The following is a 26,280-nucleotide window of genomic DNA, read 5'->3' as shown; positions in this document are numbered from 1 at the left end:
GTCAGGTGGGGGCGATCTCGGGCCAGGGGAGGGTGAGTTCGCCGTGGCGCCAGCGACGGGGGCCGTCCAGGACCGGCCAGCCCGCCGTACGGACCGCCGAGACCGCGTGCAGCCAGCGTTGGCGCGGGCCGAACGGGGCGTAGCCGGCGGCGGCGTGCCAGGCGTCGTCGAGCGCGCGGATCAGGTCGTGGACCCGCTCGCCGGGGACGTTGCGGTGGATCAGCGCCTTGGGCAGCCGCTCGGCCAGCTCCGCCGGAGTCTCCAGGGTGGTGAGCTTCGCGGCGAGGGTCAGCGTACGGGGGCCGTCGGCGTCGATCAGCAGCCAGCCGCCGAGCCGCCCCAACTCGTCGCAGGTGCCCTCGACCAGCAGCCCGCCCGGGGCCAGCCCGGCGGTCATGGTGCGCCAGGCGTCGGCGACCTCGCGCTCGTCGTACTGGCGCAGGACGTTGAACGCGCGGACCAGGGCGGGCCGCAGCCCGGCCAGCTCGAACCCGCCCCGGGCGAAGGTGAGCCGGGGCGGGTCGGTGGAGGGTTGGGCGGCGGCGACGCGTACCGGATCGATCTCCAGCCCGACGACCCGCACATCGGGGCGGACCGCGGTGGCGAGCCGGGCGCGCAGCTCGACGGCGGTCACCGGGCTGGCGCCGTAGCCGAGGTCCACCACCAGCGGGTCGGCCGCCCCGCGCAGCGCCTCCCCGCAGGTCTCGACGATCCAGTTGTCCACCCGGCGGAGCCGGTTCGGGTTTGTCGTCCCCCGGGTCACCACGCCCAGCGGCCGGTGCCGCGCCGTGCCCGCCATCGTCCGCGACCGTCCGGGCCGGCTCAGCCGACCCGGTGCACCTTGTGCTGGGCGGCCTGGGCCAGCGGCCGTACGACGAGGCGGTCCACGTTGACGTGCTGCGGGCGCGTCGCGCACCAGGCGACGCAGTCGGCGACGTCCTCGGCGACCAGCGGCTCCTCGACCCCGGCGTAGACCGCCGCCGCCCGCTCGGCGTCCCCCGCGAAGCGGACCAACCCGAACTCGTCGGTGCGGACCATGCCCGGGTCGATCTCGATCACGCGCACCGGTCGGCCGCAGAGTTCCAGTCGCAGCGTGCCGGCGATCGCCGTCTGCGCGTGCTTCGCGGCGGCGTAGCCGCCCCCGCCCTCGTACACGGTGAAGCCGGCGGTCGAGGAGACGACGACGATGGTGCCGGCCCCGGACGCCTCCAGGGCGGGCAGCAGCGCCTGGGTGACGCGCAGCGTGCCGAGCACGTTGACGTCGTACATCCACTGCCAGTCGCCGACCGACCCGGACTCGACCGGGTCCAGGCCGCGCGCGCCGCCGGCGTTGTTGACCAGGAGGGTGACCGGGCCCAGGGCCGTCGCCGCACCGGCCAGACCGGCCACCGACTCGTCGGAGGTGACGTCGCAGGCCACGGCGGTGGCCGCGCCCCCCGCGGCCTCGATCTCGGCCACCAGGGCGGCCAACCGGTCGGTACGCCGCGCGGCGGCGAGGACGTGGAACCCCTCGGCGGCGAGCCGGCGGGCGGTGGCCGCCCCGATTCCGCTGGAAGCTCCGGTGACGACGGCGACAGAGGTCATCCGGCCATTCTCCCCCGGGCCACCGGGGCGGGTGCGGGCGGCGTGGTGATGAGGTCCGTCACGCCCGGGCGCCGCCCCGGCGCATTACGGGTGCCCGATGGGGAAGATGACATCGGCCGGGGACGTTGTCCGAAGGGCGCCGGGCGTGCGGACGGCATAAACCGTGACAAAGGGGAGCGGACGTGGCGGAGTTGCACACCGGTGTGGGTCGTCAGCGCGGTGCGCGACCGTGGCCCCGCCCCCGGCGGATCGCGACGCTCTCGGTGCACACCTCACCCCTGCACCAGCCGGGCACCGGCGACGCCGGCGGCATGAACGTCTACATCCTGGAGGTCGCCCGGCGGCTGGCCGAGGCGGACGTCGAGGTGGAGATCTTCACCCGGGCCACCTCCGGCGACCTGCCCCCGGTGGTCGAGACGGCGCCCGGCGTGCACGTCCGGCACGTCACCGCCGGCCCCCTCGAAGGGCTCACCAAGGAGGAGTTGCCGGGGCAGCTCTGCGCCTTCACCGCCGGCGTGCTCCGCACCGAGGCGTCCCGGCCCCCGGGCCACTACGACCTGATCCACTCCCACTACTGGCTCTCCGGCCAGGTCGGCTGGCTGGCCAAGGAGCGCTGGGGGGTGCCGCTGGTGCACACCGCGCACACGCTGGCGAAGGTCAAGAACGCCCAGCTCGCCGCGGGGGACCGCCCCGAACCGAAGGCCCGCGTCATCGGCGAGGAACAGGTGGTCACCGAGGCCGACCGGCTGGTCGCGAACACGAAGGTCGAGGCCCGCGACCTCATCGACCGGTACGACGCCGATCCGGCGCGCGTCGCCGTGGTCGAGCCCGGCGTGGACCTGGACCGGTTCCGCCCGGCCCCGGGCAACCGCGACCGGGTCGCCGTCGAGGCCCGCCGCCGGCTCGGGCTGCCCGCCACCGGCTACGTGGTGGCCTTCGTCGGCCGCATCCAGCCGCTGAAGGCCCCGGACGTGCTCATCCGCGCGGTGGCCGCGCTGCGCGAGCGCGACCCGGTCCTCGCCGACCAGGTGACCGTGGTGATCTGCGGGGGCCCCAGCGGCAGCGGGCTGGACCGGCCGACCGCCCTGATGGAGCTGGCCGGCACGCTCGGCGTCGCCGACCGGGTGTGTTTCCTGCCCCCGCAGACCGGTGACGACCTGCCCGCCCTGTACCGGGCCGCCGACCTGGTCGCGGTGCCGTCGTACAACGAATCCTTCGGCCTGGTCGCGCTGGAGGCGCAGGCCTGCGGTACGCCCGTGGTGGCCGCCGCCGTCGGCGGCCTCGTGACCGCCGTGCGGGACCAGGTCAGCGGCGTGCTGATCGACGGCCACGACCCGGCCGACTGGGCCCGTACGCTAGGCCGCCTACTGCCGGACCGGCCCCACCGCGCCGAGCTGGCCCGGGGCGCCGCGCGGCACGCCCGCAACTTCTCCTGGCACCGCACCGCCTCCGGGCTGCTCACCGTCTACGGCGAGGCGATCGCCGCGCACCGGGCCCGGCTCGCCTCCGAGCTGGCCTGCGGCCCGGCGATGTCCTGCTCCTGGTGACCACTCGCGCGCGACCGCCTGCCCACGGTCGCGCGCCGACCCCCGTTGCCTGGTGCCGACCGTCGTTGCCTGGGCCGGCCGCTCTCGTACCGGCCGTCGTCGTCCGGTGCCGGGGCGGTGCCGGCCGTAGAGTGGATCCGATGAGCGGGAAGAGTGATCTTGCGGCCCTGATCGAGTCGGTCTGCGACGAGCGGGAGCTGGCCTGGGAGTCGACCGGCCCGGGCTCGTACGCGGTCACGCTGCCGGGCACCCACAAGCTGAAGACGGTCTGCAACCTCATCCTCGGCGAGCACGCGCTGCGGATCGAGGCGTTCGTGATGCGCCAGCCGGACGAGCGGCGCGAGGAGCTGTGGGCCTGGCTGTTGCAGCGCAACGCCCGCATGTACGGCGTGTCCTTCTCCGTCGACGCGGTCGGCGACGTCTACCTGACCGGTCGCGTCAACCCGGCCGGAATCGACGCCGACGAGCTGGACCGGCTCCTGGGCGCGGTGCTGACGTACGCCGACGAGTCCTTCGACACGATGCTGGAGATCGGCTTCGGCAGCTCGATCCGGCGGGAGTGGGAGTGGCGGGTCAAGCGGGGCGAGTCCACCGCCAACCTCGCGGCGTTCGCCCACCTCTTCGAGCCCTCCCCGGGCGCGGCCGGGCAGCCGGGCGCGGCCGGGCAGCCGGGCGCTGCCGGGTAGTCGGTCGCCGTCGGAATTCGGCCGCGGCCGGGCATTCGGATGCCGTCGGGCGGCCTGGTGCCGTCAGGCCGTACCGGTGCCGCCGGCAGTTGCATGCTGTCGGGCAGCCTGGTGCCGCCGGGGAGTCGGATGCCGTCGGGCCGTACCGGTGCCGCCGGGCCGACCGGGAGTGTCGCCGGCGACCGCCTCGGGCCGTGCTCGCCGGGATGGTCCTGGCCGCGCTCGTCGCCCGGGCCTGGACCACGGGTGCCCCGGTCGGAGGTTCGGACCGGTCCTGACGGGTATGCCGCACCGCGCGGTGCGGCACTGGGACCCGCCGCGCGCCGAGGACCAACTGTCGAGGAGCGTGAGCGTCCCATGGCTCAGCGGAACAGCTCAGGTCGCGGCGGGACTGCGACCAGGACGAAACGGCAGCCGGGCAACCAGACCCCGAACACCCCGTCGATCTCCGAATCCGAGATCTCCGGGATGAAGGTGGACGAGATCCGGGGGCAACTGCGCAAGCGCGGGGTCTCCGGCATCTCCGCCCTGCGCAAGCCGGAACTGGTGAAGACGCTGGCGAAGACCCTGCGGGCGGAGCGTCCCTCGGGCGGTGCCGCGCGTCGCAGCACCGGGCCCGCCGGTCGGGCGACGGGAACGCGGGCGTCCGCCGGACGGGCCGCCGCCACGAAGAAGGCGGCGTCGGGCCGGGCGGCGAACAAGGCCGCCCCGGGCCGGGCACAGGCGGCGAACAAGGCCGCTCCGGCGAAGAAGGCGGCTGCGAAGAAGGCTGCGGCGAAGAAGACGGCGGCGGCGAAGAGGGCACCCGCGGCGAAGAAGACGGCGGCGGCGAAGCGGGCTCCGGCGGCGAAGAAGACGGCTGCGGCGAAGCGGGCTCCGGCCAGGAAGGCCGCCGCGAAGGCGGCCCCGGCGAAGAAGACCACGCCGGCGGCCCGGAAGTCCACGGCGGCCCGCGCGTCGGCGTCGTCGCGGGCGGGCACGACGCGCGGCGGTACGGCGACCGGTGTCCGGACCGGGCGGAGCACCTCGCGGTCGGTGCGCTCCTCGCAGCTCATCTCGTCCACCGCCGACCGGCCGGAGCGCCCCGGCCGAAGCCTGGTGACCACCAACCACGACGTGATCCGCAACTGGGCGCGGGAGCGCGGCGCCGCACCGGCGACGATCGCGGGGACCGAGCGGGAGGGGCGGGCCGGCGTGCTCACCTTCAACATGCCCGGTTACCGCGAGAGCAGCCGGGTACGTGAGATCACCTGGGACGAGTGGTTCCGGACCTTCGACGAGCGGAAGCTGAACCTGATCTACCAGGAGCAGCTCCGTGACGGCCGGCCGAGCAACTTCTTCCGTACGGAATCGCCCGATCGTGAGGACGCCTGACGTGTTTGGGGGAATGGTCGACGGGTAAGCGCTGTTGGCCACCACCGAGGCCCGAAGTGACGGTACTCGCGGTGGGACACCGGAGCTGTGACCGGCGAGACAGCCCTTCCAGGTTGTCTTCGTAATCCCGGGCGAACTAACTTTATTGCACCGCGCCACGCTTGGAACCGTTCGGGGGAGCGGTGGATCGATCAGATCCGTGCACCGAGTGAGGCGCAGGGGACGGGTGGAACAACACCGTTGGGGGACGGTGGCCACCTGTTTGGACCGGCGGCGCGAGCGGGCGACGCCTACGGGGGTGGGCTTCGCCCGCCGCCGCCGGTCATACGGTGCGAACGCCCATCGCGATCACGAGTCGCGGTGGGCGTTCTGCTGTCCCCACCCCTTTGACTTTTCTCCCCGTCTGCCGCCTGGCGGTGGGCGATGTCGATCTCCCTCGGGGGCGCCGCCAACCTCACGATCACCGCACCGAGGACGGGGTGGGGGTCGGAGGCGGGGGGAGGGGGGCGGAGAGCTGGCGGAGGGCGGCTACGCGGCGTTCGCGGGGTGGGCCGGCGAGCAGGTGGCAGCCGGCGGCCAGCAGCCCGAGCCCGCCGACGATGAGCCAGTGCCGGTCCCCGAGGTACTGGAGGCTGACCCCGCCCAGGGTGGGCGCCACGAACGACGCCGCAGGGAAGGCCAGGTAGAACACCGACTGGTAGCGGGCCCGCAGCTCGAGCGGGGCGAGGTCGGCGTTGATCTGCGCGTTGGGCGGCGCGGCGAGCATCTGCCCGACCGTCCAGACCACCGCTGCGGCCAGGTAGACCGCCACGTCGTCGGCGAACGCGAGGGTGGCGAAGCCGAGCGCCAGCAGCGCGGTGGAGACGGCCAGGACGCGGTCCTTGCGGTGCCGTTCGATCAGCCGTGGTACGAAGAGCTGCCCGAGCACGATCAGCACTCCGCCGAGCGCCACCACCGCCCCGTACGCCGACGGGCGCAGGCCGTCCGACCTCATCGCCAGGGGCATGATCGTCGACGTCTGCATGGTCAGCACGGCCAACACGAAGGTCAGGCCCACGAAGGTGAGGAAGGTGCGGTCGGTCAGCGCAGTGTGCAGCCCCGGCTGCCGCACCCGCCCCACCCGCTGCTGCTGCTCCGCTGGCCGCCGCCACCCCGGCCGCTGCCCGCGCCCCGCCCGCCGCGTCACCGCTCCGCTGCCGCGGACCGGTGCCAGCCCAAGATCTTGGACACTTTCCGTCCCGTCGGAGCGGGAAGTGTCCAAGATCGGGGCAGCCCTGGCGGCGCGGCGGGGGAGCGTCTCCGGGACCTTCCAGGCGATGACCGCCGCCGCGAGCGCGGTGGCGGCGGCGTCGACCAGGAAGAGCGCGACGAAGCTCGCCTCGGCGAGGAGACCGGCCAGCAGCGAGGCCACCGCCATACCCAAATTGAACGCCCAGAACTGGAGGTTGAAGGCCCGGGAGCGTCGCCGTTCGGGCACCACGTCGACGATCGCCGCCACGAAGGCGGGACTGGGCATCGAGTGCGCCACCCCGACCAGGGCGGCGAGCGCCGCGATCATCATCAGGTGCCGGCTGAAGGCCAGCCCGACCATCAGTCCGGCGGTGGCCAGATGGGCGGCGAGCAGGGTGGACCGCCGACCCCACCGGTCGGCCAGCACCCCGCCGAGCAGCACGCCGCCCGCCCCGCCCAGCCCGTACGCCCCGACGACCGTGCCGGTGAGTGCCTCGCTCGCTCCCCGCGCCTCGGTCAGGTAGAGCGACAGGAAGAGCATCGCGAACGCGCCGGCCCGGTTGATCAGCAGGCCGGCCCAGAGGTACCAGAAGGTGGCGGGGAGCCCGCCCGCGGTGTCGTCCAGCCAGCGGCGCAGGGCCCGCACCCGTCCTCCCGACAGTTCTGTTTCCTAACCGAAGCGTCCTCGACCGTAGGAAGCCGAGGGCTGCCGCGCCAGCGTGTCGCTGGTCACCGCGCTCCCGTCGGCTCCGGCGCCCGCCCCGGGCCCCTGTCCGGCAGGCCGTCGCCCCGTGCCGGGCCGACCGGCCGCCCCGGGCCCCTGTCCGGCACGCCGTCGCTCCCTGCCGGGCCGACCGGCCGCCCCGGGCCCTCGTCCGGCAGATCGTCGTCCCCTGCCGGACCGATCGGCTCGGCGGGGGCCGTCGCCGCCGCCTCGGCGGCCTGCGGGGCGGGCGGGCGGATCGCCACCACCGGCACGACGGGACCGGTGCTGGTCAGCAGCAGCGTGGCCCGCCGCTCCCGGGCCGGGCCGGAGATCAGGTGGGCGAGCGCCATCAGCCCGCCGATGGCGGCGCAGCCGAACCAGAGCTGGGCGTTGCCGGCCTGCTCCCGGACCAGGCCCCCGAGGACTGGCGCGACCGCGGCGGCCCCCTGCCAGGAGAGCGAGAAGACGCCCTGGTAGCGGCCGCGCAGCTCGGCGGGGGAGAGTTCGGCGATCAGGGTGGCGTTGGACGGCGAGTTCAGCATCTCACCGACTGTCCAGACCAGCACGGTCAGGCCGTAGAACCAGGCGGTGTCGGCGAAGGCGGTGAGCCCGAACCCGACGCCCATCACCACCGACGCCAGGGCGAGCACGTGCGACCGGCTCCGGCCCCTGATCAGCCGGGGTACGAAGAGTTGGCCGACCACGATCAGCACCCCGTTGAGCGCGATGACCGAGCCGTAGGTGGTGGGGCTAAGCCCGGAGTCGCCCATGGCGATCGGCAGCATCGAGATGTGCTGGAGGAAGACCAGCGCGGCGAACAGGTTGAGCGTCACGAAGCCGAGGAAGACCCGGTCGCGCAGGATGGTGCGCAGCGCCCCGACCGGGGCGCCGGAGCCCCGCTGGCCACCCCCGCCGGCGGGGGCCCGACGGGTCTCGCCGACCTTGAGGAAGATGACCAGTGCGGTGATCACGGTGGTGGTCGCGTCGACCACGAAGAGCAGCAGGAAGCCGACCTCGGCGGCGAGGCCGGCGAGGATCGCCGCGCTGGCGAAGCCGAGGTTGATCGCCCAGTAGTTCAGCGAGAATGCGCGCAGCCGGTCCTTCTCCGGCACCACGTCGATCACCATCGCGCCGAACGCGGGCCGGGCCGCCTCGGCGAACATGCCGAGCAGCAGGGCGCCGAGCGCCACGGCCCACAGTTCCCGGGCGAAGCCGAGGGCGAGCATCATGGTGGCCGCGCCGAGATGCGCGGTGAGCAGGGTGGGCCGGCGGCCCCAGCGGTCGCTCAGCGTGCCGCCGGCAGTGGTGCCGAGCGCCCCTCCGACGCCCCACAGGCCGAGCACCAGCCCGGCCTGCGACGCGGAGAAGCCGCGCTCCTGCGTCAGGTAGATGGCCAGGAAGACCAGGACGAACGAGCCGAGCCGGTTGATCAGGGTGCCGGCCCACAGGTACCAGAAGGTGACCGGTAGCCCGCCGGTGGTGTCCCGGAACCAGCCCTGCATCGTCCGCACGTCGGCGCCCCCGCCCGTAATGACCGTCTTGATTGTTGCGCCTTACAACCTAGTGGCAGGCCGGATCTCCGGGCAGCGCATTTTCCACGTGGTGGTCGTCACGACCACCGCCCGCGCGTCGCCCGGCGACGTGCGGCAGGATGATCGGCATGACTGCTAGCGAGGGGCCCACCGTCGGGACGCTGGTCCTGCTGCGGCACGGCGAGAGCGACTGGAACGCCAAGAACCTCTTCACCGGCTGGGTCGACGTCGACCTGACCGAGAAGGGCGAGACCGAGGCGCGCCGCGGCGGCGAGCTGCTGCGCGAGCACGACCTGCTGCCGGACGTGGTGCACACCAGCGTGATGCGCCGCGCGATCCGCACCGCCGAGCTGGCGCTCAACGCCGCCGACCGGCACTGGATCGCCGTGCGTCGGTCGTGGCGGCTCAACGAGCGGCACTACGGCGCCCTCCAGGGCAAGAACAAGAAGCAGACCCTGGAGGAGTACGGCGAGGAGCAGTTCATGCTCTGGCGCCGCTCGTACGACACGCCGCCGCCGCCGATCGCGGACGACGACGAGTTCTCGCAGGTCGGCGACCCGCGTTACGCGCTGCTGCCGGGCGAGCTGATGCCGCGTACCGAGTGTCTCAAGGACGTCGTCGAGCGGATGCTGCCGTACTGGTACGACTCGATCGTGCCGGACATCCTGGCCGGCCGTACGGTGCTGGTGGCCGCGCACGGCAACTCGTTGCGCGCCCTGGTGAAGCACCTGGACCAGATCTCCGACGAGGCGATCGCCAAGCTGAACATCCCCACCGGCATCCCGCTGCGTTACGACCTGGACCCGCAGCTGCGCCCGCTCACCCTGGGCGGCACGTACCTCGACCCGACCGCCGCCAAGGCGGCCGCCGCCGCGGTGGCCAACCAGGGCCGCTGACGCACGTTTCAGGTGTAAGAAAGGGCCCCTTCCTGACGCTATGCGTCAGGAAGGGGCCCTTTCTTACACCCTCACCTCAGCCGGCCGTGGGGGTGGTCTGGCCGGTGATCAGGTAGACCACGTGCTCGCCGGCGTTGACGGCGTGGTCGGCGAAGCGCTCGTAGAAGCGACCGAGCAGGGTGGCGTCGATGGCGGTCTCCACCCCGTACGGCCAGTCCTCGCCGAGCAGCAGCCCGAACAGGCTGCGGTGCAGGTCGTCCATGGCGTCGTCGTCGCCGTCGAGTTCGGCGGCGAGGTCGGCGTCGGGCTTGGCGAGCACCGAGCCGATCTTGATGGCCATCCGGTCGGCGATGGCTGCCATGTCGGTGAAGGTCGGCCGCAGCTCCGCCGGTACGGCCGGCGAGGGGTGCCGGCGCAGGGCGGTCTTGGCGACGTGGTCGGCCAGGTCGCCCATCCGCTCCAGGTCGGCCGCGACGTGCAGCGCGGTGATCATCGCGCGCAGGTCGGAGGCGACGGGGGCCTGCCGGGCGAGCAGGTCGCAGACCCGCTCCTCGACGTGCCGGTAGAGCTCGTCGATCTCGGCGTCCCGCTCGATCACCGTCTCGGCCGCCCGGCGGTCCGCGGTGAGCAGGGCGTGGGTGGCCTGCCGCATCGCGGCCCGGACCCCTTCCGCCATGTCCACCAGCAGTTGGCTGACGATCTGGAGGTCAGCCCGGAACTCGTCGCGCATTGTCACGTCCTGTGGTCGCTGGTTGTCGGTCGCCCCGCCCGGGGCCGGCGCAACGGTCGCCGGCTCCGTGGCGAGGGCGAGGGGCGCTGGCCCCGGACCGGCCGGGAGCAGGTGCGCCGGCCCCGGACCGGCCGGGAGCAGGTGCGCCGGCCCCGGACCGGCCGGGAGCAGGTGCGCCGCCAACGGTAGGTCGGGCGGGGAGACCCGAGGTGAACCTCGGTGAACGACGCCGGACGCGGGAGTGAACTTTGCCGGAAGCGAAGGTGATTCATCCTATTTGTGGTGGTTGCCAGGTTAACAATGACCCTACGATCGCCGGGTGGAATGGGCGGTGACGGTCGCGGTGGCCGTGGGGCTGGCGGTCGGACTGGTCGCCGGGGTGCTGCTGCCCCGGCTCGTTCCGGCGCTGCGCGAACGCGCCACGCGGGCGGGGAGCCGGTCCGGCTTCCCCCACACCTCCGGGAGGCTCCCGATAGCCGAGGATCCGCAGTCCGGCATCGGCCGCCGGACCATCGACTCCCTACGGGCCGGCGTGGTCGTGCTCGACCCCGACGACCTGCCCGTCCTGGTCAACCCGGCCGCCCGCGCGATGGGGCTGCTCCGCACCGGCCCCACCCAGGGCTCGATCGCCGCCCACCCGCTGATCCGTACGCTCGCCGGGCAGGTGCGCCGCACCGGCGTGCGGCGCGAGATAGAGCTGGACCTGCCGCGGGGCCGCGACAACGCCGGGGTGAACCCGCTCGGGGTGCACCTGCGGGCGATGGGGATCGGCGCGGGCTTCATCGCCGTCGAGGCCTCGGACGTGACCGAGTCGCACCGGCTGGCCCGGGTCCGCCGCGACTTCGTCGCCAACGTCAGCCACGAGCTCAAGACCCCCATCGGGGCCCTGCAGCTCCTCGCCGAGGCGCTGCTGGACGCCACCGAGCCCGCCGGGGCGGGCGCGCCCGACCTCTCCGAGGACCTGGTCGCCGCGCGTCGGTTCGCCGAACGCATCCAGCACGAGTCGACCCGGCTGGGCCGCCTGGTGCAGGAGCTGCTGGAGCTGACCCGCCTCCAGGGCGCCGAGCCGCAGCCGCCCCCGGAGCCGGTCGCGATCGACTGGGTGATCGCCGAGGTGATCGACCGGACCCGCACCTCAGCCGCCGCCCGCCGGATCGAGGTGGCCGTCGACGCCGAACGGGGCCTGACCGTCCACGGCAGCGACACCCAGCTCGCCACGGCCGTGTCGAACCTGGTGGAGAACGCCGTCAACTACTCGGGCGAGGACACCACCGTCCGGATCACCGCCCGCGCCGCCGACGAACACGTGGAGATCTCCGTCGCCGACCAGGGCATCGGGATCGCCCCGACCGACGTGGACCGGATCTTCGAGCGGTTCTACCGGGCCGACCAGGCCCGGTCCCGGTCGACCGGCGGCACCGGCCTCGGGCTGGCCATCGTGAAACACATCGCCGGCAACCATGGCGGAAGGGTGGAGGTGTCGAGCACTCTTGGTGGTGGATCGACGTTCACCCTCCGGCTGCCCACCCGTCCCCCCGACGAGGGCCTGGCGACACCGCCGCCCGCTGGGATCGAGGCCGGTCCGGCCGAGCTCCGGCAGGCCTGACAGCACATGGAAAGGAAGTCCCGTTGAGCCGCGTACTGGTGGTCGAGGACGAGGAGTCGTTCTCCGACGCCCTGTCGTACATGCTCCGCAAGGAGGGTTTCGAGGTGTCCGTCGCCGCGACGGGGACCGACGCCCTCACCGAGTTCGACCGGACCGGCGCCGACATCGTGTTGCTCGACCTGATGCTGCCCGAGATGTCCGGCACCGAGGTGTGCCGGCAGCTCCGGCAGCGCTCGCACGTGCCGATCATCATGGTCACCGCCCGGGACAGTGAGATCGACAAGGTGGTCGGCCTGGAGATCGGCGCCGACGACTACGTGACCAAGCCGTACTCGCCCCGGGAGCTGGTCGCCCGGATCCGGGCGGTGCTGCGGCGGCAGAGCGCCGAGGCCGCCGAGTCGGGCGGGCCGACGCTGGCCGCCGGCCCGGTCCGGATGGACATCGAACGGCACGTGGTGACCGTCGACGGCGCCCCGGTCCAGCTACCGCTCAAGGAGTTCGAGCTGCTGGAGCTGCTGCTGCGCAACGCGGGCCGGGTGCTCACCCGGGGCCAGCTCATCGACCGGGTCTGGGGGGCCGACTACGTCGGCGACACCAAGACCCTCGACGTGCACGTCAAGCGGCTGCGCTCCAAGGTCGAGCCGGAGCCGTCCGCGCCGCGCTTCATCGTCACCGTGCGGGGTCTGGGCTACAAGTTCGAGCCCTGACCGGCGTACGCACGACGGGGCCCGCGCCGCGCGCGGGCCCCGTCGTCGTCGGTCGGTCAGGCGCCGTCGGCGGGGTGCGGGGCGACCATGCCCTGCCGCCTGCGCGCCCCGCACACCTCGGCCAGCTTCGCGTACGCGGGGGCGCCCACGAGCGCGGTCAGCTCCGGGCCGTAGGAGACGTACATCGGCTCGCTGCCGACGTGCGCGTCCGTGGACGACGTGCACCACCAGTCCAGGTCGTGCCCGCCGGCGCCCCAGCCCCGCCGGTCGAACTCGGAGAGCGTGGAGACCAGCACCTTCGTGTTGTCCGGCCGCTTGACCCACTCCTGGTCGCGGCGGATCGGCAGCTGCCAGCAGACGTCGGGCTTGTATTCCAGCGGGTGCACCCCGTCGCGCAGCGCCTGCGCGTGCAGGGCGCAGCCGGCGCCGCCCGGGAAGCCGGCGTCGTTGAGGAAGACGCACGGCCCGTCCGCCTCCTGGGTGGCGGTACGGCGGGCGGAGTTCTTGCCGTCGATCGTGTCGTTCTCCGTCCAGTTCTTGAACCCGCGCCGGAAGTGCTGCCACGTCGCCGGGGTCAGCCGCTTGACCGCGGCCCGGACCCGCTGTTCGTCGTCGGAGTCGGTGAAGAACGCGCCGTGCGAGCAGCAGCCGTCGGCGGCCCGACCGGCGACGATGCCGTGGCAGCCCCGCCCGAAGACGCACGTCCAGCGGGAGAGCAGCCACGTCAGGTCGGCCCGGATGAGATGGTTGTCGTCCGCCGGGTCGGCGAACTCGATCCACTCCCGGGGAAAGTCCAGGGGCACCTCGCGGCTGCGGGGGTCGTCCGGGTCGTCCACCAGCACACGGAGTTCGATCTGGCCTGTCACCCGGCCCAGCGTACGCCCGGTGCCCCCGCCGGTCCGCCGAGCCGCGCAATCCGGTTGGCCCTAGTGTCTTCAGCATGCGACTGGGTGTCCTCGACGTCGGTTCCAACACGGTGCACCTGCTGGTGGTCGACGCCCACCACGGGGCGCACCCCTGGCCGGCGCACTCGGAGAAGGTCGTGCTGCGGCTGGCCGAGCAGATCGGCCCGGACGGCGCGATCACCGAGGCCGGCGCGGACGGGCTGGTCAAGGCGGTCGGCATGGCCAAGGCGGCCGCCGCGGGGCTGGGCGCCGAGGACCTGATCGCGTTCGCCACCTCCGCCGTCCGCGACGCCACCAACGCCGCCGAGGTGCTGGCGCGGGTGCGCGACGAGACCGACGTACGCCTGGAGGTGCTGCCGGGTGCGGACGAGGCGCGGCTGACCTTCCTCGCGGTGCGGCGCTGGTTCGGCTGGTCGGCGGGCCGGCTGCTGGTGCTGGACATCGGCGGCGGCTCGCTGGAACTCGCGGCCGGCATCGACGAGGACCCGGCCGTGGCGGTCTCCCTGCCGCTCGGCGCCGGCCGGCTCACCCGGGACCGGCTCCGGGTGGCCCCCGACAGCGCGGCGCCGCCGCCGGCCGAGGCGGTCGACGAGCTGCGGGCGTACGTCGACGGGCTGCTGGAACCCGTCGTCGCGCAGCTGACCGCGGTGGGCTGGGAGCGGCCGGTGGCCACCTCGAAGACGTTCCGGACGCTGGCCCGGCTGGCCGGCGCGGCGCCCTCCGGCGCGGGCCTGTGGGCGCCCCGCCGGCTCACCCGCGCCGGGCTGCGCCAGGTGCTCGGGTTCATCCGGCACATCCCGCCGGCCCAGCTCGTCGAGCTGGAGGGGGTCAGCGCCGGCCGGGCCCACCAGCTGCTCGCCGGGGCGGTCGTCGCCGAGGCGGTGCTGCGCCAGCTGGACGTGGACGCGCTGGACATCTGCCCCTGGGCGCTGCGCGAGGGCGTGATCCTGCGCCACCTGGACCAGCTGGGTCCGGTGTAAGAGGAAAGCAGTGTGATCTGGGCGGTTTGCGGTCTCTCGTCACGAGGTGTCGATGGACCCCGGCTACCCTCGATGGTGTGACTTCCCGCGTCCCCGTGCTCCTGTCCACGTCCTCGGTCTTCCCTGAGCGGACCGCGGCGGCGTTCCAGTTGGCCGCCGCGCTCGGCTACGACGGCGTCGAGGTGATGGTCTGGACCGACGCCGTCAGCCAGGACGCCGGCGCGCTACGCGGGCTCGCCGAGCACTACGGCGTCCCGGTGCTCTCCGTCCACGCGCCCTGCCTGCTGGTCACGCAGCGGGTGTGGAGCCCCGACCCGTGGGAGCGGCTGCGCCGCTCCGCGGAGCTGGCGGCGACGCTCGGGGCGCCCACCGTGGTGGTGCACCCGCCGTTCACCTGGCAGCGGGACTACGCGCGCAACTTCGCCGACGGGCTCGCCGCGATCGCCGCCGACCACCCCGACCTGCGCTTCCCGGTCGAGAACATGTACCCGGTCCGGATGGCGGGGCGGCAGTTCGTGCCGTACGTCCCGGGCTGGGACCCGACCGAGACGGGGTACGACTCCTACACGCTCGACCTGTCGCACTGCGCCGCCTCGCACACCGACTCGCTGGCGATGGCCGACCGGATGGGGGCCAACCTGGCCCACGTGCACCTCGGCGACGGCACCGGCGAGGGCCGCGACGAGCACCTGGTGCCGGGGCGCGGCACCCAGCCCTGCGGCGAGGTGCTCTCCTCGTTGGCCGGGCGCGGCTTCACCGGCTCGGTCGCCGTGGAGGTCACCACCCGGGGCGCGAAGAGCCGCGCCGTGCGGGAGGCCGACCTGCGGGAGTCGCTGGCGTTCGCCCGCCAGCACCTCGGCACCCCGTCCCCGGTCGACGCCTGAACGCCGCGCCGTGCCGGGTAGGCGCCTGAAGGCCGCGCCGTGCCCGGTGGACGCCCGGAGGGCCGCCGCGCCGCGCCCGGCCGGCGCGAGGGCGCCGGCCGGGAACGGCGTCAGACGGTCGTGCTTAGCGATTCCTTGCTGCTCACGCCGGCCTGCTCGCCGATGGCCGCGCGCTTGCGGGCGCGGTGGGCGGCCACGTGCGAGCGGGTGGCGCAGCGTTCCGAGCAGAACCGCCGGCAGCAGTTGGACGAGGTGTCCAGGTAGACGTTGCCGCAGCGGTCGTCGGCACACACCCCGAACCGGGCGCTGCCGTATTCGCAGAGCCAGACCGACAGCCCCCAGGCGGCGCCGGCCAGGTATTCGGCACTCACCGAGGCGCCCCGGCTGGTCACGTGCATGTGCCAGTCGCTGGAGTCGTGCCCCGAGATGCGGGGTTGCACCGGGAACGCCTCCAGCAGCGCGTTGAGCTCGGTCACCGCCTGGGCGTCCCGCCCGGATGTGCCGTACTCGAAGACGTCGCGCAAGCGCTTCTGCGCCCGCCGGAATGTCGCGAGGTCCCGTTCCGCCACCTCGTCGCGCATCCACGCGTTGTCGTCGGGGAAGAGGGCCCGGAGGTCGTCGAGGTCGTCCAGGCGGGCGTTGACGAGGTCAACGCCGGTCCGGGCGTACGCGTCGAAGTTCACGCCCACAACCGTAGACGACTCAGGGGACCCGTGGCGCGTCGATGTAGTGCGGCAGGAACCGCGCGTAGCCGTCGGTGATGAGGCTCGCGCTCTCCCGCACCCCCACCCCGGCCGACTCACCGTCGACGATCCAGCTGCCCAGCACCATCCGGTTGCCGGCGAACTCCGGCAGCGCCCGGAACTCCTGGTAGCACCAGCCCTCGTCGCCGTAGATCCCCGGGTTGGTGATCTCGGTGTCGCCGGTGACGATCCGCACCGAGCCGCCCTCGCGGCCGAGCAGCGGCTTGGCCACGTACTCGGTCATGCCGCGCGGCGAGTCGAGGTACGCCGGCAGCAGCAGCTCGTGGCCCGGGTACAGCTCCCAGAGCACGGCGAGCAGCGCCTTGTTCGAGAGCAGCAGCTTCCACGCCGGCTCGATCCAGGTCGTCGGGGTGCCCGGCTCCAGCGCCAGCGGCCCGTACGGCTCGGCGAGCATCCACTCCCAGGGGTAGAGCTTGAAGCAGGTGGTGACCGGCTGGTCGGCCGCGTCGACGAAGCGGCGGCCGTCCCAGCCGAGCCGCTGGATCGGCTGGAGCGTGACCTCCAGCCCGGCCTGTCGGGCGGTCTCGGCGAGGTAGCCGGCGGTCATGTGGTCCTCGCCGGACTCCTCCTCGTTGGACCAGAGCACGTGCACCCGGCGGTCGTGCAGCCCCGCGCCGATCTTCGCCCAGGCCTCGACGAGGCGCTCGTGCAGGCTGTTCCACTGGTCCAGCTCCGGCCGGGTGTGCTCCAGCCAGTACCACTGGATGATGCTCGCCTCGACCAGCGCGGTGGGGGTGTCGGCGTTGTATTCCAGCATCTTCGGCGGCCAGCTGCCGTCGTAGGCGAGGTCGAAGCGCCCGTAGAGGGTGGGCGGCGCCTCGCGCAGCGACCGGGCCACGGCCTCGGCCGCCCAGGCGGGGATGCCGAACTCGGCGTAGCGGTTACGCGCGACGACGTGCTCGGCCGCGGCGACCGACATCCGGTGCAGCTCCTCGGTCGCCTCCTCCAGCCGCAGCACCTCGTCCAGCTCGAACGCGTACGCGGCGGTCTCGTCCCAGTACGACATGATGCCGCCGTCGGGCAGCTCGGTGTCGACGTACACCAGGCCCTGGGAGCGGATCGTGGCGTCCCAGTCCGGGCGGGGGGTGACCGACTCCCGGCGCACCTCAGCCGCCGCAGGAGGCGAGGTGGGTGCCGAAGCCGCCCCGGTCGGGCACCGCCGCGGCGGCCGGTTCCGGCGCGGTGCGCCCGGCGGTCACCGTGGGCGTCCGCAGCGCCAGGGCCACCGTCTCGCCGCCGCCCACGGGGCCGAGGGCGCAGTCGTCATCGTCGTCGTCCGAGGACATGTTGCAGCCGGAGAGGGTGAGCGCGAGGACGGTGAGCGCGCCGAGCTGCACGGAGGCCGACCGGAGCCGGCGGCGGGGGCGTTGTTCCACGTCATCGTTGTAACCGATGGGGGCCACCGCCGTCCGCCCCCGGTGGGTGCCTGTGACGGTGTTGGGACCTGGCGGCCGAGGCTGCGCCCGCTGCCCCGCGCGGGGCCACCGGCGGGCGTTACGCTCGGTCCATGCTCCGTACCGTCATCCTCGCCGCCTCCCGGTCACCCCAGGTCGAGCGGCTCGTCGCGACGGCCCCGTTCACGCGGGACCTCGTCCGCCGGTTCGTCGCCGGCGCCAAGACCGACGACGCGTTGCGCGCGACCCGCGAACTCGTCGACGACGGTCTCGCGGTCACCCTCGACAACCTCGGCGAGGACACCGTCACCCCCGAACAGGCCACCGCCACCCGCGACGAGTACGTCGGGCTGCTCCGGCGGCTCGCCGAGGCGGGGCTCACCCCGGCCGCCGAGGTGAGCGTCAAGCTGTCGGCGCTGGGCCAGATGTTCGACGAGCAGCTCGCCTACGACAACGCGCGGGCGATCTGCGCCGCCGCCGAGGAGGCGGGCACCACGGTCACCCTGGACATGGAGGACCACACCACCACCGACTCGACGCTCGACATCCTCGCCAAGCTGCGCAAGGACCACCCGTCGACCGGCGCCGTGCTCCAGGCGTACCTGCGGCGGACGGAGTCGGACTGCCGCGAGCTGGCCACGGCCGGTTCCCGGGTCCGGCTGTGCAAGGGCGCGTACAAGGAGCCGGAGTCGGTGGCCTACCAGTCCACGCGCGAGGTGGACAAGTCCTACGTGCGGTGCATGAACATCCTCATGTCCGGCGACGGCTACCCGATGCTGGCCACCCACGATCCCCGCCTGATCGCCATCGGGGAGGACCGGGCCCGCTGGTTCGACCGTGGTCCCGAGCGCTTCGAGTTCCAGATGCTCTACGGCATCCGCCCGGAGGAGCAGGCCCGGCTGGCCGGCGAGGGTTACACCGTGCGGACCTACCTGCCCTACGGCGAGGACTGGTACGGCTACCTGATGCGCCGGCTCGCCGAGCGCCCGGCCAACCTGATGTTCTTCGGCCGGGCCGTGCTGTCGAAGAAGTAGGTCAGCCGTTCGACCAGCCCCGGGTGCTCAGCACCATGCGGTAGCCGTCCGGATCGGCCACCGTCACCCCCCCCAGCGGGTCCCAGTACGGGCCGGCGGAGACCCTCGTCCCGCCGGCCCGTTCCCGTTGCCGGACGAGTTCGTGCGACCTGGTGCGGTCAGCCCTTGACGGCGCTGGCTAACTGCATTAGCTTTGCAGTTATGACAGTTAGCTATGTGGAGCGGGACGGCGGGCGGATCGCCTACGAGGTGCACGGGCAGGGGCCGCTCGTCGTCCTCTCGCACGGCATGGGCGAGAACCGCGGCTCCTTCCGCCACCTGGTCCCGCTGCTCGTGGCGGCCGGGCACCGGGTGGCGGCGGTGGACGTACGGGGGCACGGCGCGTCCAGCGCCGGCTGGCCGTCGTACGCCCCGGCGCAGGTCGGCGCCGACCTGCTCGCGGTGGTCCGCGACCTCGGTGGCGGACCGGCCACCCTCGTCGGCAGCTCGTCCAGCGCGGCGGCAGTGGTCTTCGCCGCCGCCGACGATCCCGCGCTGGTCAACGGCGTCGTCCAGCTCGCCCCGTTCGCCGAGGAGCCGAAGCTCAACCCGTTCATGCGGGTGGCCCTGGCCGCCGTGCTGCGCAGCCCCCGGCTGTTCGGGCTCTTCCACCGCACGCTCTTCCCGTGCGAGCGGCCGGCCGACGACGCCGCGTACCGCAAGGCGATGGTCGCCACCCTGCGCGAGCCCGGCCGGATGGCGGCGATGCGCGGCGTGATCGCGCCGGCCGACCCGCACTGGACCGCGCGGGCGCGCGAGGTCCGGCAGCCGGTGCTGGTGCTGATGGGCACGAAGGACCCGGACTTCCGCGACCCGGGTGCCGGGGCGCGGGCGGCCCGCCGGCACTTCGCCACCGCCGAGGCACGGATGATCGACGACTCCGGCCACTACCCACACGCCGACCAGCCGGCGCGCACCGCCGCCCAGCTCGCCGAGTTCCTGGCGGTCACCGGTGCCTAGGGCCGGGCTGACCCAGGCGAGCGTGGTGCGCGAGGCGGCCCGGCTCGCCGACGAGGTCGGCGCCGACCAGCTCACCCTCGCCGCGCTGGCCAACCGGCTCGGCGTCGCGCTGCCGAGCCTCTACAAGCACGTGCGGGGCGCCGACGCGCTCGCCCAGAAGCTCTCCGCGCTGGCCACCGCCGAGCTCGCCGACGAACTGACCGCCGCCGCCGCGGGCCGGGCCGGCGGGGACGCGCTGCGGGCCGTCGCCGCCGCCTACCGGGCGTACGCGCACCGGCACCCCGGTCGCTATCCGGCCACCCAGCGGGTGCCGGACCCGGCCGACCCGGAACACGTCGCCGCCGGCGAGCGGGCCGTCGGGGCGATCCGGGCCACCCTGCGGGGCTACGGGCTCGACGGCGACGACGCCGTCGACGCGACCCGGATGCTGCGCAGCACCCTGCACGGGTTCGTCTCGCTGGAGGCGGCCGGCGGCTTCGGCATGCCCCGCGCCGTCGGCGCCACGTTCGACAATCTGGTCGCCGCGCTGGACGGCGCGTTCCGGTCCTGGCCCCGCGCGGACCGCAGCTGACGGCCCTGGGCCTGCTGCCGCCCTTCCCGCTGGAACTGGCCGTCGGCGGCCGGTGGGGCTGGACCCTGGACCCTGGACGCGGCGATGCCCGGCCGGGGTGGGTGCCGTCGCCGTGCCGCCGTTTGCCGCCGCGCTCCGGGCTGCCACGCGGCGTGGCTCGCCGGGCCGTGGTCGCCCGGCCGGCCGGATGGTCGTACCCTTCGGCGGGTGACTGACGGGCAGCCCGGAACGGACGGCCGACCGGTGACGGACGGCACGCCGGCCGCCGCGACAGAAGAGGCCGACCCCGCTGACGGCCCCAGGCCCGTTGACGGGGCCGGGCCCACGGTCGAGGCCGAGCCGACTGACGGCGCCGAGCCAACTGACGGGGCCGGGCCCACGGTCGAGGCCGAGCCGACTGACGGCGCCGAGTCCATTGTCGAGACCGAGTCCGAGGTTGAGGCCGAGCCCGCCGAGAGGGCGGAGCCGGCTGGCCCCGCCGAGCGGACCGCGCCCGTACAGGAGGCCGCGCCCACTGGGAGAGCCGAGCTCGCTGGCCCCGCCGGGACGATCGAGCCCGCCGCGCCGGCCGTTCCGGTGGCGGTGGGCAGCGAGCGGCCGTCGCGACGGATCCGGCCGCTCGGGGTGGCGCTGGCGGTGGTCGTACTGCTGCTGGCCTGTGGCCTGCCCGCGGCGCTGGTGGCCGGCCTGGTGCGCGCCGGTGACCCGCCGGCCCCGGGGGCGTCCGCCGCGCCGGCCGACGACCCCGCCACCGCGGCCGCCCGCCGGCTCGGCGAGCGGATGACGGCCGAACTGGCCCGGCAGTCCGCCGCCCTGCTCGGCGGGGACCGCGCCGGGTTCCTGGCGGTCGCGGAGCCGGTCGCGCATCCGGACCTGCGCCGCCGGTACGCCGCGCTGCGCGCGCTGCGGGTGACCGCCTGGCAGGCTGGCGCCAACGGCCTGCCCACGCCGGTCGAGGGCCGGCCCGGCGAGTGGCGGTTGCTCGTCGAGTTCCGCTACTGCTTCGTCACGCCGGACTGCCGCACCAGCCGCGTGCTGACCGGCACCCGCTGGCGGGCGGGGGAGCGGCCCCGGCTGCTCGCCGTGGAGCCGTCCCGGTCCGCCGAGACCGGCACCCGGCCGTGGGAGGTCAGCGAACTGGCCGTGGCCGTCGGCCGGCGTACGCTCGTGGCCACCACTCCCGCCCTGCGCAAGGAACTGCCCGACCTGCTGGCCCAGGCGGAGGCCGCCGCCCGGGTCGCCGACACGTACGCCGTGGGCGGCCGCACGCCGGACCGGTACCGGATCTTCTACGCGGGCCGGGGCGAGTGGCAGCGCTGGTACGGCGGCGGCCGGCCGAAGTGGACGGGCGGGTACGCGGTCACGGTCGGCGGCGGCCACCACGAGGTGGTGCTCAACGCCGACGGGCTCGTCCCCGGCGGGGTGGACGACCTGCTCCGGCACGAGTTGACCCACGCCGCGTCCCTGCCGGAGCGGGGCTACCCGGGCAAGGGCACCTGGTGGCTGGTGGAGGGGCTGGCCGAGTACGCGGGCGCCGACGGCGAGCCGATCGACCGGTACGCGGGACTGGACGAGGTGCGGCGCCTGCTCGGCGGCGGCTGGGACGGCCGGCTCGACAGCCTCAGCCCGGCCGACGACGCCCCGGCCGACCGGGTCAGCGGCAGCTACGGCGTCTCCTACCTGGCGGTCCGGCACCTGGTCGACCGGTTCGGCCCGGAGCGGCTGCTCGCCTTCTTCGCGGCCGTGGTGCACGAGCGCACGCCCGTGGACCAGGCGGCCGAGCGGGTCCTCGGTGAACCCTGGTCCGCCCTGCACGACGAGTGCGTCGGGTACGTCCGGGCCGTCGTCGGCTGACGGGCCGTGGTCGGCTGGGGGCCGTGGTGGCTGAGGGGCCGGGCGGCGCCGTGACCCCCCGCTGGCGCCGGGCCGGGCGGTCCCCGACATTCATGATCGACCGCTGTCGGGCCGCGCCGGGCGACCTGACACACTGGTGCCCGCTCCCAGCGCGGAGCCCCGGTCCGCGTCCGGAAGCGGCCCGGGGCACCCGTCCGGTGGCTCCGGTGGCGCCGCCGGAGCCACCGGACGCCTTCCGCGCGGCGGCCCGGTTCCGACCGTCGCGGCGGCCACGTGCGTCGGGCAGCGTCCCGACCGCCCCGGACCCGGACGGCGTGTCCCGGACGAGGACCGATCGGACGCCGGGCGCAACAGGTTCGACAACGAACCGACCGGTCGGGTGGACACCGGCGAGAATCATGATCAGTTGTACGAAGGGATCGCGCCGGTCACAGCCGTCCCGCTACCGTACTGGTAACACGCGCGTCGCCGGTCCGGGCGGGACGAACCCGTCCGGTGGCACGCGCCGGGCATGGGATTGGTCGGTGAGCCATGGCCGGGTCGCAGTCCGACGGACGGCTGTCGGAGGTCAAGTTCCTCACCGTCGCCGAGGTGGCGACGGTGATGCGGGTGTCGAAGATGACGGTCTACCGCCTGGTGCACAGCGGTGAGCTCACCGCGGTCCGGGTCGGCCGGTCGTTCCGGGTGCCCGAACACGCGGTGCACGAATACCTGCGGGGCGCCTTTCAGGAGACCGCCTGACCCTCCCGCGGGCCGTCGTCCGAGCACGACGTAACGGGCATCGACGGGGGCGCGTTGGTCCTGCTGACGCTCTCCGGCTACCCTGGACCCCGACCGTGACCGCAGGTGCGCCCTGCCGCTTACCCCGCTGGTCCGGTCCGTTGTCCGCAAGCGGTCGCCGACGCCACACCGTGGCGTCATCCGGTCGCCCCGCACGTTGCATCGAAAGGCTTTCGTATGGGCTCGGTGGTCAAGAAGCGCCGCAAGCGCATGGCTAAGAAGAAGCACCGCAAGCTGCTGCGCAAGACCCGCGTCCAGCGTCGCCGTCTCGGCAAGTGACCGGGGCCGGGTCCCGGCCCGGCTCCCGTCGTCACTTGCCAACTGTCGACCCTCGGAGGCTCAGGTGATCACGCCGCGGATGTCCCGGTTCGATCCCTCCTGCCGGGGAAGGTGCGCGACATGACCCCCGGTGGCACCACAGGTGCCCCGGGGGTCGTCGTCGTCACCGGGGTCAGCCGCTACCTCGGCGCGCACGTCGCGGCCCGGCTCGCGGCCGACCCCCGCATCGAGCGGGTCATCGGCGTGGACCAGCCCGAGCCCGGCGCCGAGTTCTCCGACCTGCTCGACCGGGTCGAGCGCGTCCGCATCGACGCCGGCTCGCTCGGCGGCCTCCTCGCCGACCTCGACGTCGACGCGGTGGTCCACCTCGCGCTGGTGACCTCGCCGGACCCGCAGCACGGCGGCCGCTCGGCGATGAAGGAACAGAACGTCATCGGCACGATGCAGCTGCTCGCCGCCTGCCAGCGCGCCCCCCGCCTGCGCAAGCTCGTGGTCCGCTCGTCCACGGCCGCCTACGGCGCGTCCTTCCGCGACCCGGCCGTCTTCACCGAGGAGACCGAGCCGCGCGAGGTGCCACGCGGCGGCTTCGGCCGCGACATCCTGGACATCGAGGGGTACGTCCGCGGCTTCCGCCGCCGCCGGCCCGACGTCACCGCGACCGTGCTGCGCTTCGCGCCGTTCATCGGCTCGACCGCCGACACCACCCTCACCCGCTACTTCTCCCGGCCGGTGGTGCCCACCGTGTTCGGGCGGGACCCCCGGTTGCAGTTCCTGCACTTCGACGACGCGCTGGAGGTGCTGCACCGGTCGATCGTCGAGGACCATCCGGGGACGTACAACGTGGCCGGGCCGGGCGTGCTCTCCCTGTCGCAGGCGATCCGGCGGGCCGGCCGGGTGGCCGTGCCGGTGCTGGAGCCCGGCCTCTCCAGCGCCGCCGCGGTCGCCCGCAACCTCGGCTTCGGCCGCTACGGCCTGGACCAGGTCGACCTCTTCGTGCACGGCCGGGTCGTCGACACCAGCCGGCTGGAGCGGGAGTACGGCTTCACGCCCCGCTCCACCGCCGCCGCCTTCGACGACTTCATCCGCGCCCACTACGGCGGTGTCGTCGTGAACCGGGACCAGTTGGCAATCGCGGAGCAGCTCGTGCTGGACGGGATCCGGCAGGTCCGGGCTGCCGTGCGGGAGGGCTCGTGAACGGGCCGGAGGAGCGGCGCGACGGCCGCTACGACGTACCGCTGACCGTGGCCGCGCCGGACGCGGAGCCCGCGCGGGCGAACGGACACCATCGCGGCACGCCCGACGAGCCCGACATGTCCGCCACCGACGAGCCGGCCGCGCCCGACGCGCCGGCGCCGGTGGGTGGGCCGGCGGTGCCGGACCGGCCCGGCGACCACTGGGACCGCAAGGTCGCCAAGGGCCTGGCGTTCCTGCGCCGGCGGCTCTCCGGCGACTACGAGGTCGACGAGTTCGGCTTCGATCCCGAGATCACCGACGCGGTCTTCCACCCGCTGCTGCGGATGCTCTACCGTGACTGGTTCCGCACCGAGGTCACCGGCCTGGAGCACGTGCCCACCGAGGGTGCCGGCCTGGTGGTCGGCAACCACTCGGGCACCGTGGCGCTGGACGCGCTGATCCTCTCGGCGGCGCTGCACGACCAGCACCCGGCCCGCCGCTACCTGCGGCTGCTCGGCGCCGACCTGGTCTTCCGGATGCCGGTGGTCTCCGAGCTGGCCCGCAAGACCGGCGGCACGGTCGCCTGCAACCCGGACGCGGAGCGGCTGCTCGGCAACGGCGAGCTGGTCGGCGTCTTCCCCGAGGGCTTCAAGGGCATCGGCAAGCTCTACTCCGAGCGCTACAAGCTGCAACGCTTCGGCCGGGGCGGGTTCGTCTCGGCGGCGCTGCGCACGGGCACCCCGATCGTGCCGGTCGCCATCGTCGGCGGCGAGGAGACCTATCCGATGCTCGCCGACATCAAGCCCCTGGCGCGGCTGCTCAAGCTGCCCTATTTTCCGGTCACGCCGACGTTCCCCCTGCTGGGGCCGCTCGGCATGGTGCCGCTGCCGAGCAAGTGGCTGATCGAGTTCTGCCCGCCGATCCCCACCGCGCACCTGACCGACTCCGCCGACGATCCGCTGGTCGTGTTCAACCTCGCGGACCAGGTGCGGGAGACCATCCAGCAGACCCTGCACCAGCTGCTGGAGCGGCGCCCGGACCCGTTCGGCCCCTGACGGATGCGGCCGGCCCGCGTCGCTGAGGGCGCGGGCGGCCGGTGCCGCTGACGGCGCGGGCGGCCGGTGTCGTCAGCCGTCGCGGCGGCGCCGGTGCAGCGCCAGCCCGGCGCCGACCGCCCCGGCGACCAGGCCGGCCGCGGCGGTGGACGGTACGGCGATCTTGACGGCGCGGCGGCCGGTGCGGAAGTCGCGGACGTCCCAGCCGCGCTGCCGGGCCTCCTTGAACAGGGCCGCGTCCGGGTTCACCGCCACGCCCCGGCCCACCATGGAGAGCATCGGCAGGTCGTTGCACGAGTCGCTGTAGGCGGTGCAGCGGCCCAGGTCCAGCCCTTCGACCGCGGCGAGCTGGGTGACCGCCTCCGCCTTGGCCGGGCCGTGCATCAGGTCGCCGACCAGCCGGCCGGTGTACGCGCCGTCGACGATCTCGGCGACCGTGCCGACCGCGCCGGTCAGGCCCAGCCGCGCGGCGATCACCCGGCCGATCTCCACGGGCGCGGCGCTGACCAGCCAGACCCGCTCGCCGGCGTCCAGGTGGCGCTGGGCGAGCTGGCGGGTGCCGGCCCAGATCCGGGGCGCCATCAGCTCGTCGAAGATCTCCTCCGCGAGGCGCTCGACGTCGTCCACCCGCCAGCCCTCGACGAAGGCGAGGGCGGCCTCCTTGGCCTGCGACATGTCGCCGGCGTGCTCGGTGGCGAGCAGCCGGAACCGCAGCTGCTGCCAGGCGAACCGGGCCAGGTCCGCGGTGGTGAAGTAGTCGCGCGCGGCGAGACCCCGGGCGAACCAGTAGATCGACGCGCCCCGCATCATCGTGTTGTCGACGTCGAAGAAGGCCGCCGCGGTCGGATCGGGTGCCGGGGGAGCGAGGGGCGCGAAGTCGGTCTCCGCCCAGCCGGCGGTGTGACCGTGGGCGTCGGTACTGACGGTCACCTTGCGGCTGCGGACCACGCGACCTCCCTCCGCTCGACCGGCGCGACGTGTGCTTCCGCGAGGGTAGCCGGGCGCGCGTG

25 protein-coding genes and 2 pseudogenes are annotated in these 26,280 nt (G+C 74.1%); 16 read left to right on the top strand and 11 right to left on the bottom strand.

The window, feature by feature from the left end:
- Position 1: 1 nt before the first annotated feature.
- The gene (locus tag AC0OO9_RS11815) at positions 2–799 is read right to left on the bottom strand and encodes a class I SAM-dependent methyltransferase (protein ID WP_484517258.1); all 798 of its coding nucleotides are present in this window, start codon (positions 797–799) and stop codon (positions 2–4) included.
- A 23-nt stretch (positions 800–822) separates the two neighbouring features.
- Entirely contained in the window at positions 823–1,584 is a 762-nt protein-coding gene (locus AC0OO9_RS11810; RefSeq protein ID WP_484517257.1) for an SDR family NAD(P)-dependent oxidoreductase, read from the bottom strand.
- Between the two features lie 182 nt (positions 1,585–1,766).
- On the opposite strand from AC0OO9_RS11810, the gene mshA reads away from it, so the two are divergent.
- The 3 genes from mshA (at position 1,767) to AC0OO9_RS11795 (ending at position 5,191) form a co-directional block, all read left to right on the top strand.
- A complete protein-coding gene (gene mshA, locus AC0OO9_RS11805) occupies positions 1,767–3,131 on the top strand; it encodes a D-inositol-3-phosphate glycosyltransferase (protein ID WP_484517256.1) in 1,365 nt (454 codons plus the stop codon).
- Positions 3,132–3,271: 140 nt separating this feature from the next.
- On the top strand, positions 3,272–3,817 hold the full coding sequence (locus AC0OO9_RS11800; protein ID WP_484517255.1) for a type III secretion system chaperone family protein: 546 nt from the start codon (positions 3,272–3,274) through the stop codon (positions 3,815–3,817).
- A 468-nt stretch (positions 3,818–4,285) separates the two neighbouring features.
- A complete protein-coding gene (locus tag AC0OO9_RS11795) occupies positions 4,286–5,191 on the top strand; it encodes a hypothetical protein (protein ID WP_484517923.1) in 906 nt (301 codons plus the stop codon).
- A 460-nt stretch (positions 5,192–5,651) separates the two neighbouring features.
- Here the strand turns inward: AC0OO9_RS11795 and AC0OO9_RS11790 are convergent, their stop codons facing one another.
- Positions 5,652–7,067: an MFS transporter gene (locus AC0OO9_RS11790; protein WP_484517254.1), complete on the bottom strand. Its 1,416-nt coding sequence runs from the start codon at positions 7,065–7,067 to the stop codon at positions 5,652–5,654.
- Positions 7,068–7,279: 212 nt separating this feature from the next.
- Positions 7,280–8,638, bottom strand: a pseudogene (locus AC0OO9_RS11785) (MDR family MFS transporter); the annotation flags it as partial.
- A gap of 149 nt (positions 8,639–8,787) precedes the next feature.
- Here AC0OO9_RS11785 and AC0OO9_RS11780 point away from each other — a divergent pair.
- Complete coding sequence (locus AC0OO9_RS11780; protein ID WP_151453377.1) at positions 8,788–9,555, top strand: phosphoglyceromutase; 768 nt, start codon at positions 8,788–8,790, stop codon at positions 9,553–9,555.
- 76 nt (positions 9,556–9,631) lie between these two features.
- Here the strand turns inward: AC0OO9_RS11780 and phoU are convergent, their stop codons facing one another.
- Positions 9,632–10,285 carry a phosphate signaling complex protein PhoU gene (gene phoU, locus AC0OO9_RS11775; RefSeq protein ID WP_132230787.1) on the bottom strand — a complete coding sequence of 218 codons (654 nt, stop codon included), beginning with the start codon at positions 10,283–10,285 and terminating at the stop codon, positions 9,632–9,634.
- A gap of 319 nt (positions 10,286–10,604) precedes the next feature.
- On the opposite strand from phoU, the gene AC0OO9_RS11770 reads away from it, so the two are divergent.
- Together AC0OO9_RS11770 and AC0OO9_RS11765 are read left to right on the top strand one after the other, a co-directional pair.
- Positions 10,605–11,891 carry a sensor histidine kinase gene (locus tag AC0OO9_RS11770; protein WP_484517253.1) on the top strand — a complete coding sequence of 429 codons (1,287 nt, stop codon included), beginning with the start codon at positions 10,605–10,607 and terminating at the stop codon, positions 11,889–11,891.
- A gap of 23 nt (positions 11,892–11,914) precedes the next feature.
- Positions 11,915–12,598, top strand: coding sequence for a response regulator (locus tag AC0OO9_RS11765; protein WP_392998164.1), 684 nt, complete (start codon positions 11,915–11,917; stop codon positions 12,596–12,598).
- A gap of 56 nt (positions 12,599–12,654) precedes the next feature.
- On the opposite strand, the gene AC0OO9_RS11760 is transcribed toward AC0OO9_RS11765, so the two are convergent.
- Positions 12,655–13,464, bottom strand: a complete 810-nt coding sequence (locus tag AC0OO9_RS11760) for a DUF3109 family protein (RefSeq protein ID WP_132230790.1) — start codon at positions 13,462–13,464, stop codon at positions 12,655–12,657.
- A 74-nt stretch (positions 13,465–13,538) separates the two neighbouring features.
- Here AC0OO9_RS11760 and AC0OO9_RS11755 point away from each other — a divergent pair, with 74 nt between their 5' ends.
- Positions 13,539–14,483 (top strand): Ppx/GppA phosphatase family protein, encoded by a 945-nt coding sequence (locus AC0OO9_RS11755; RefSeq protein ID WP_484517252.1) that lies wholly within the window; start codon positions 13,539–13,541, stop codon positions 14,481–14,483.
- A 77-nt stretch (positions 14,484–14,560) separates the two neighbouring features.
- Positions 14,561–15,367, top strand: a complete 807-nt coding sequence (locus AC0OO9_RS11750) for a sugar phosphate isomerase/epimerase family protein (protein ID WP_484517251.1) — start codon at positions 14,561–14,563, stop codon at positions 15,365–15,367.
- Between the two features lie 110 nt (positions 15,368–15,477).
- Here the strand turns inward: AC0OO9_RS11750 and AC0OO9_RS11745 are convergent, their stop codons facing one another.
- The 3 genes from AC0OO9_RS11745 to AC0OO9_RS11735 are packed head-to-tail and all read right to left on the bottom strand — an operon-like array spanning position 15,478 to position 17,507.
- Complete coding sequence (locus tag AC0OO9_RS11745; protein ID WP_132230792.1) at positions 15,478–16,050, bottom strand: CGNR zinc finger domain-containing protein; 573 nt, start codon at positions 16,048–16,050, stop codon at positions 15,478–15,480.
- Between the two features lie 19 nt (positions 16,051–16,069).
- Entirely contained in the window at positions 16,070–17,236 is a 1,167-nt protein-coding gene (locus AC0OO9_RS11740; RefSeq protein WP_484517250.1) for a glutathionylspermidine synthase family protein, read from the bottom strand.
- 1 nt (position 17,237) lies between these two features.
- A complete protein-coding gene (locus AC0OO9_RS11735) occupies positions 17,238–17,507 on the bottom strand; it encodes a hypothetical protein (protein WP_484517249.1) in 270 nt (89 codons plus the stop codon).
- Between the two features lie 131 nt (positions 17,508–17,638).
- Between AC0OO9_RS11735 and AC0OO9_RS11730 the strand changes: the two genes are divergently transcribed.
- Positions 17,639–18,559 carry a proline dehydrogenase family protein gene (locus AC0OO9_RS11730; protein WP_484517248.1) on the top strand — a complete coding sequence of 307 codons (921 nt, stop codon included), beginning with the start codon at positions 17,639–17,641 and terminating at the stop codon, positions 18,557–18,559.
- A gap of 1 nt (position 18,560) precedes the next feature.
- Here the strand turns inward: AC0OO9_RS11730 and AC0OO9_RS11725 are convergent.
- Positions 18,561–18,704, bottom strand: a pseudogene (locus tag AC0OO9_RS11725) (VOC family protein); the annotation flags it as partial.
- A gap of 56 nt (positions 18,705–18,760) precedes the next feature.
- Here AC0OO9_RS11725 and AC0OO9_RS11720 point away from each other — a divergent pair.
- The 7 genes from AC0OO9_RS11720 to AC0OO9_RS11690 all read left to right on the top strand — a co-directional run bounded on the left by AC0OO9_RS11720 (position 18,761) and on the right by AC0OO9_RS11690 (position 25,270).
- Complete coding sequence (locus tag AC0OO9_RS11720) at positions 18,761–19,558, top strand: alpha/beta fold hydrolase (protein ID WP_484517247.1); 798 nt, start codon at positions 18,761–18,763, stop codon at positions 19,556–19,558.
- Positions 19,551–20,129 (top strand): TetR/AcrR family transcriptional regulator, encoded by a 579-nt coding sequence (locus AC0OO9_RS11715; protein WP_421455094.1) that lies wholly within the window; start codon positions 19,551–19,553, stop codon positions 20,127–20,129. The genes AC0OO9_RS11720 and AC0OO9_RS11715 overlap by 8 nt, the downstream gene beginning before the upstream one ends.
- A 207-nt stretch (positions 20,130–20,336) precedes the next feature.
- Positions 20,337–21,983, top strand: coding sequence for a hypothetical protein (locus AC0OO9_RS11710; protein ID WP_484517246.1), 1,647 nt, complete (start codon positions 20,337–20,339; stop codon positions 21,981–21,983).
- Between the two features lie 531 nt (positions 21,984–22,514).
- Positions 22,515–22,724, top strand: coding sequence for a helix-turn-helix domain-containing protein (locus tag AC0OO9_RS11705; RefSeq protein WP_007465625.1), 210 nt, complete (start codon positions 22,515–22,517; stop codon positions 22,722–22,724).
- 216 nt (positions 22,725–22,940) lie between these two features.
- Positions 22,941–23,042, top strand: a complete 102-nt coding sequence (locus AC0OO9_RS11700; RefSeq protein WP_007465623.1) for a 30S ribosomal protein bS22 — start codon at positions 22,941–22,943, stop codon at positions 23,040–23,042.
- A gap of 120 nt (positions 23,043–23,162) precedes the next feature.
- Positions 23,163–24,236 carry an NAD-dependent epimerase/dehydratase family protein gene (locus AC0OO9_RS11695; RefSeq protein ID WP_484517245.1) on the top strand — a complete coding sequence of 358 codons (1,074 nt, stop codon included), beginning with the start codon at positions 23,163–23,165 and terminating at the stop codon, positions 24,234–24,236.
- 161 nt (positions 24,237–24,397) lie between these two features.
- Positions 24,398–25,270 (top strand): lysophospholipid acyltransferase family protein, encoded by an 873-nt coding sequence (locus AC0OO9_RS11690; RefSeq protein ID WP_484517922.1) that lies wholly within the window; start codon positions 24,398–24,400, stop codon positions 25,268–25,270.
- A 72-nt stretch (positions 25,271–25,342) separates the two neighbouring features.
- Here the strand turns inward: AC0OO9_RS11690 and AC0OO9_RS11685 are convergent, their stop codons facing one another.
- Complete coding sequence (locus tag AC0OO9_RS11685) at positions 25,343–26,218, bottom strand: HAD family hydrolase (RefSeq protein ID WP_484517244.1); 876 nt, start codon at positions 26,216–26,218, stop codon at positions 25,343–25,345.
- Positions 26,219–26,280 lie beyond the last annotated feature (62 nt).

Source organism: Micromonospora sp. USAFONa4, from assembly GCF_057197825.1.
Note: the sequence above shows the minus strand (reverse complement) of the source record. Positions and strands in the feature narration are given on the sequence as shown.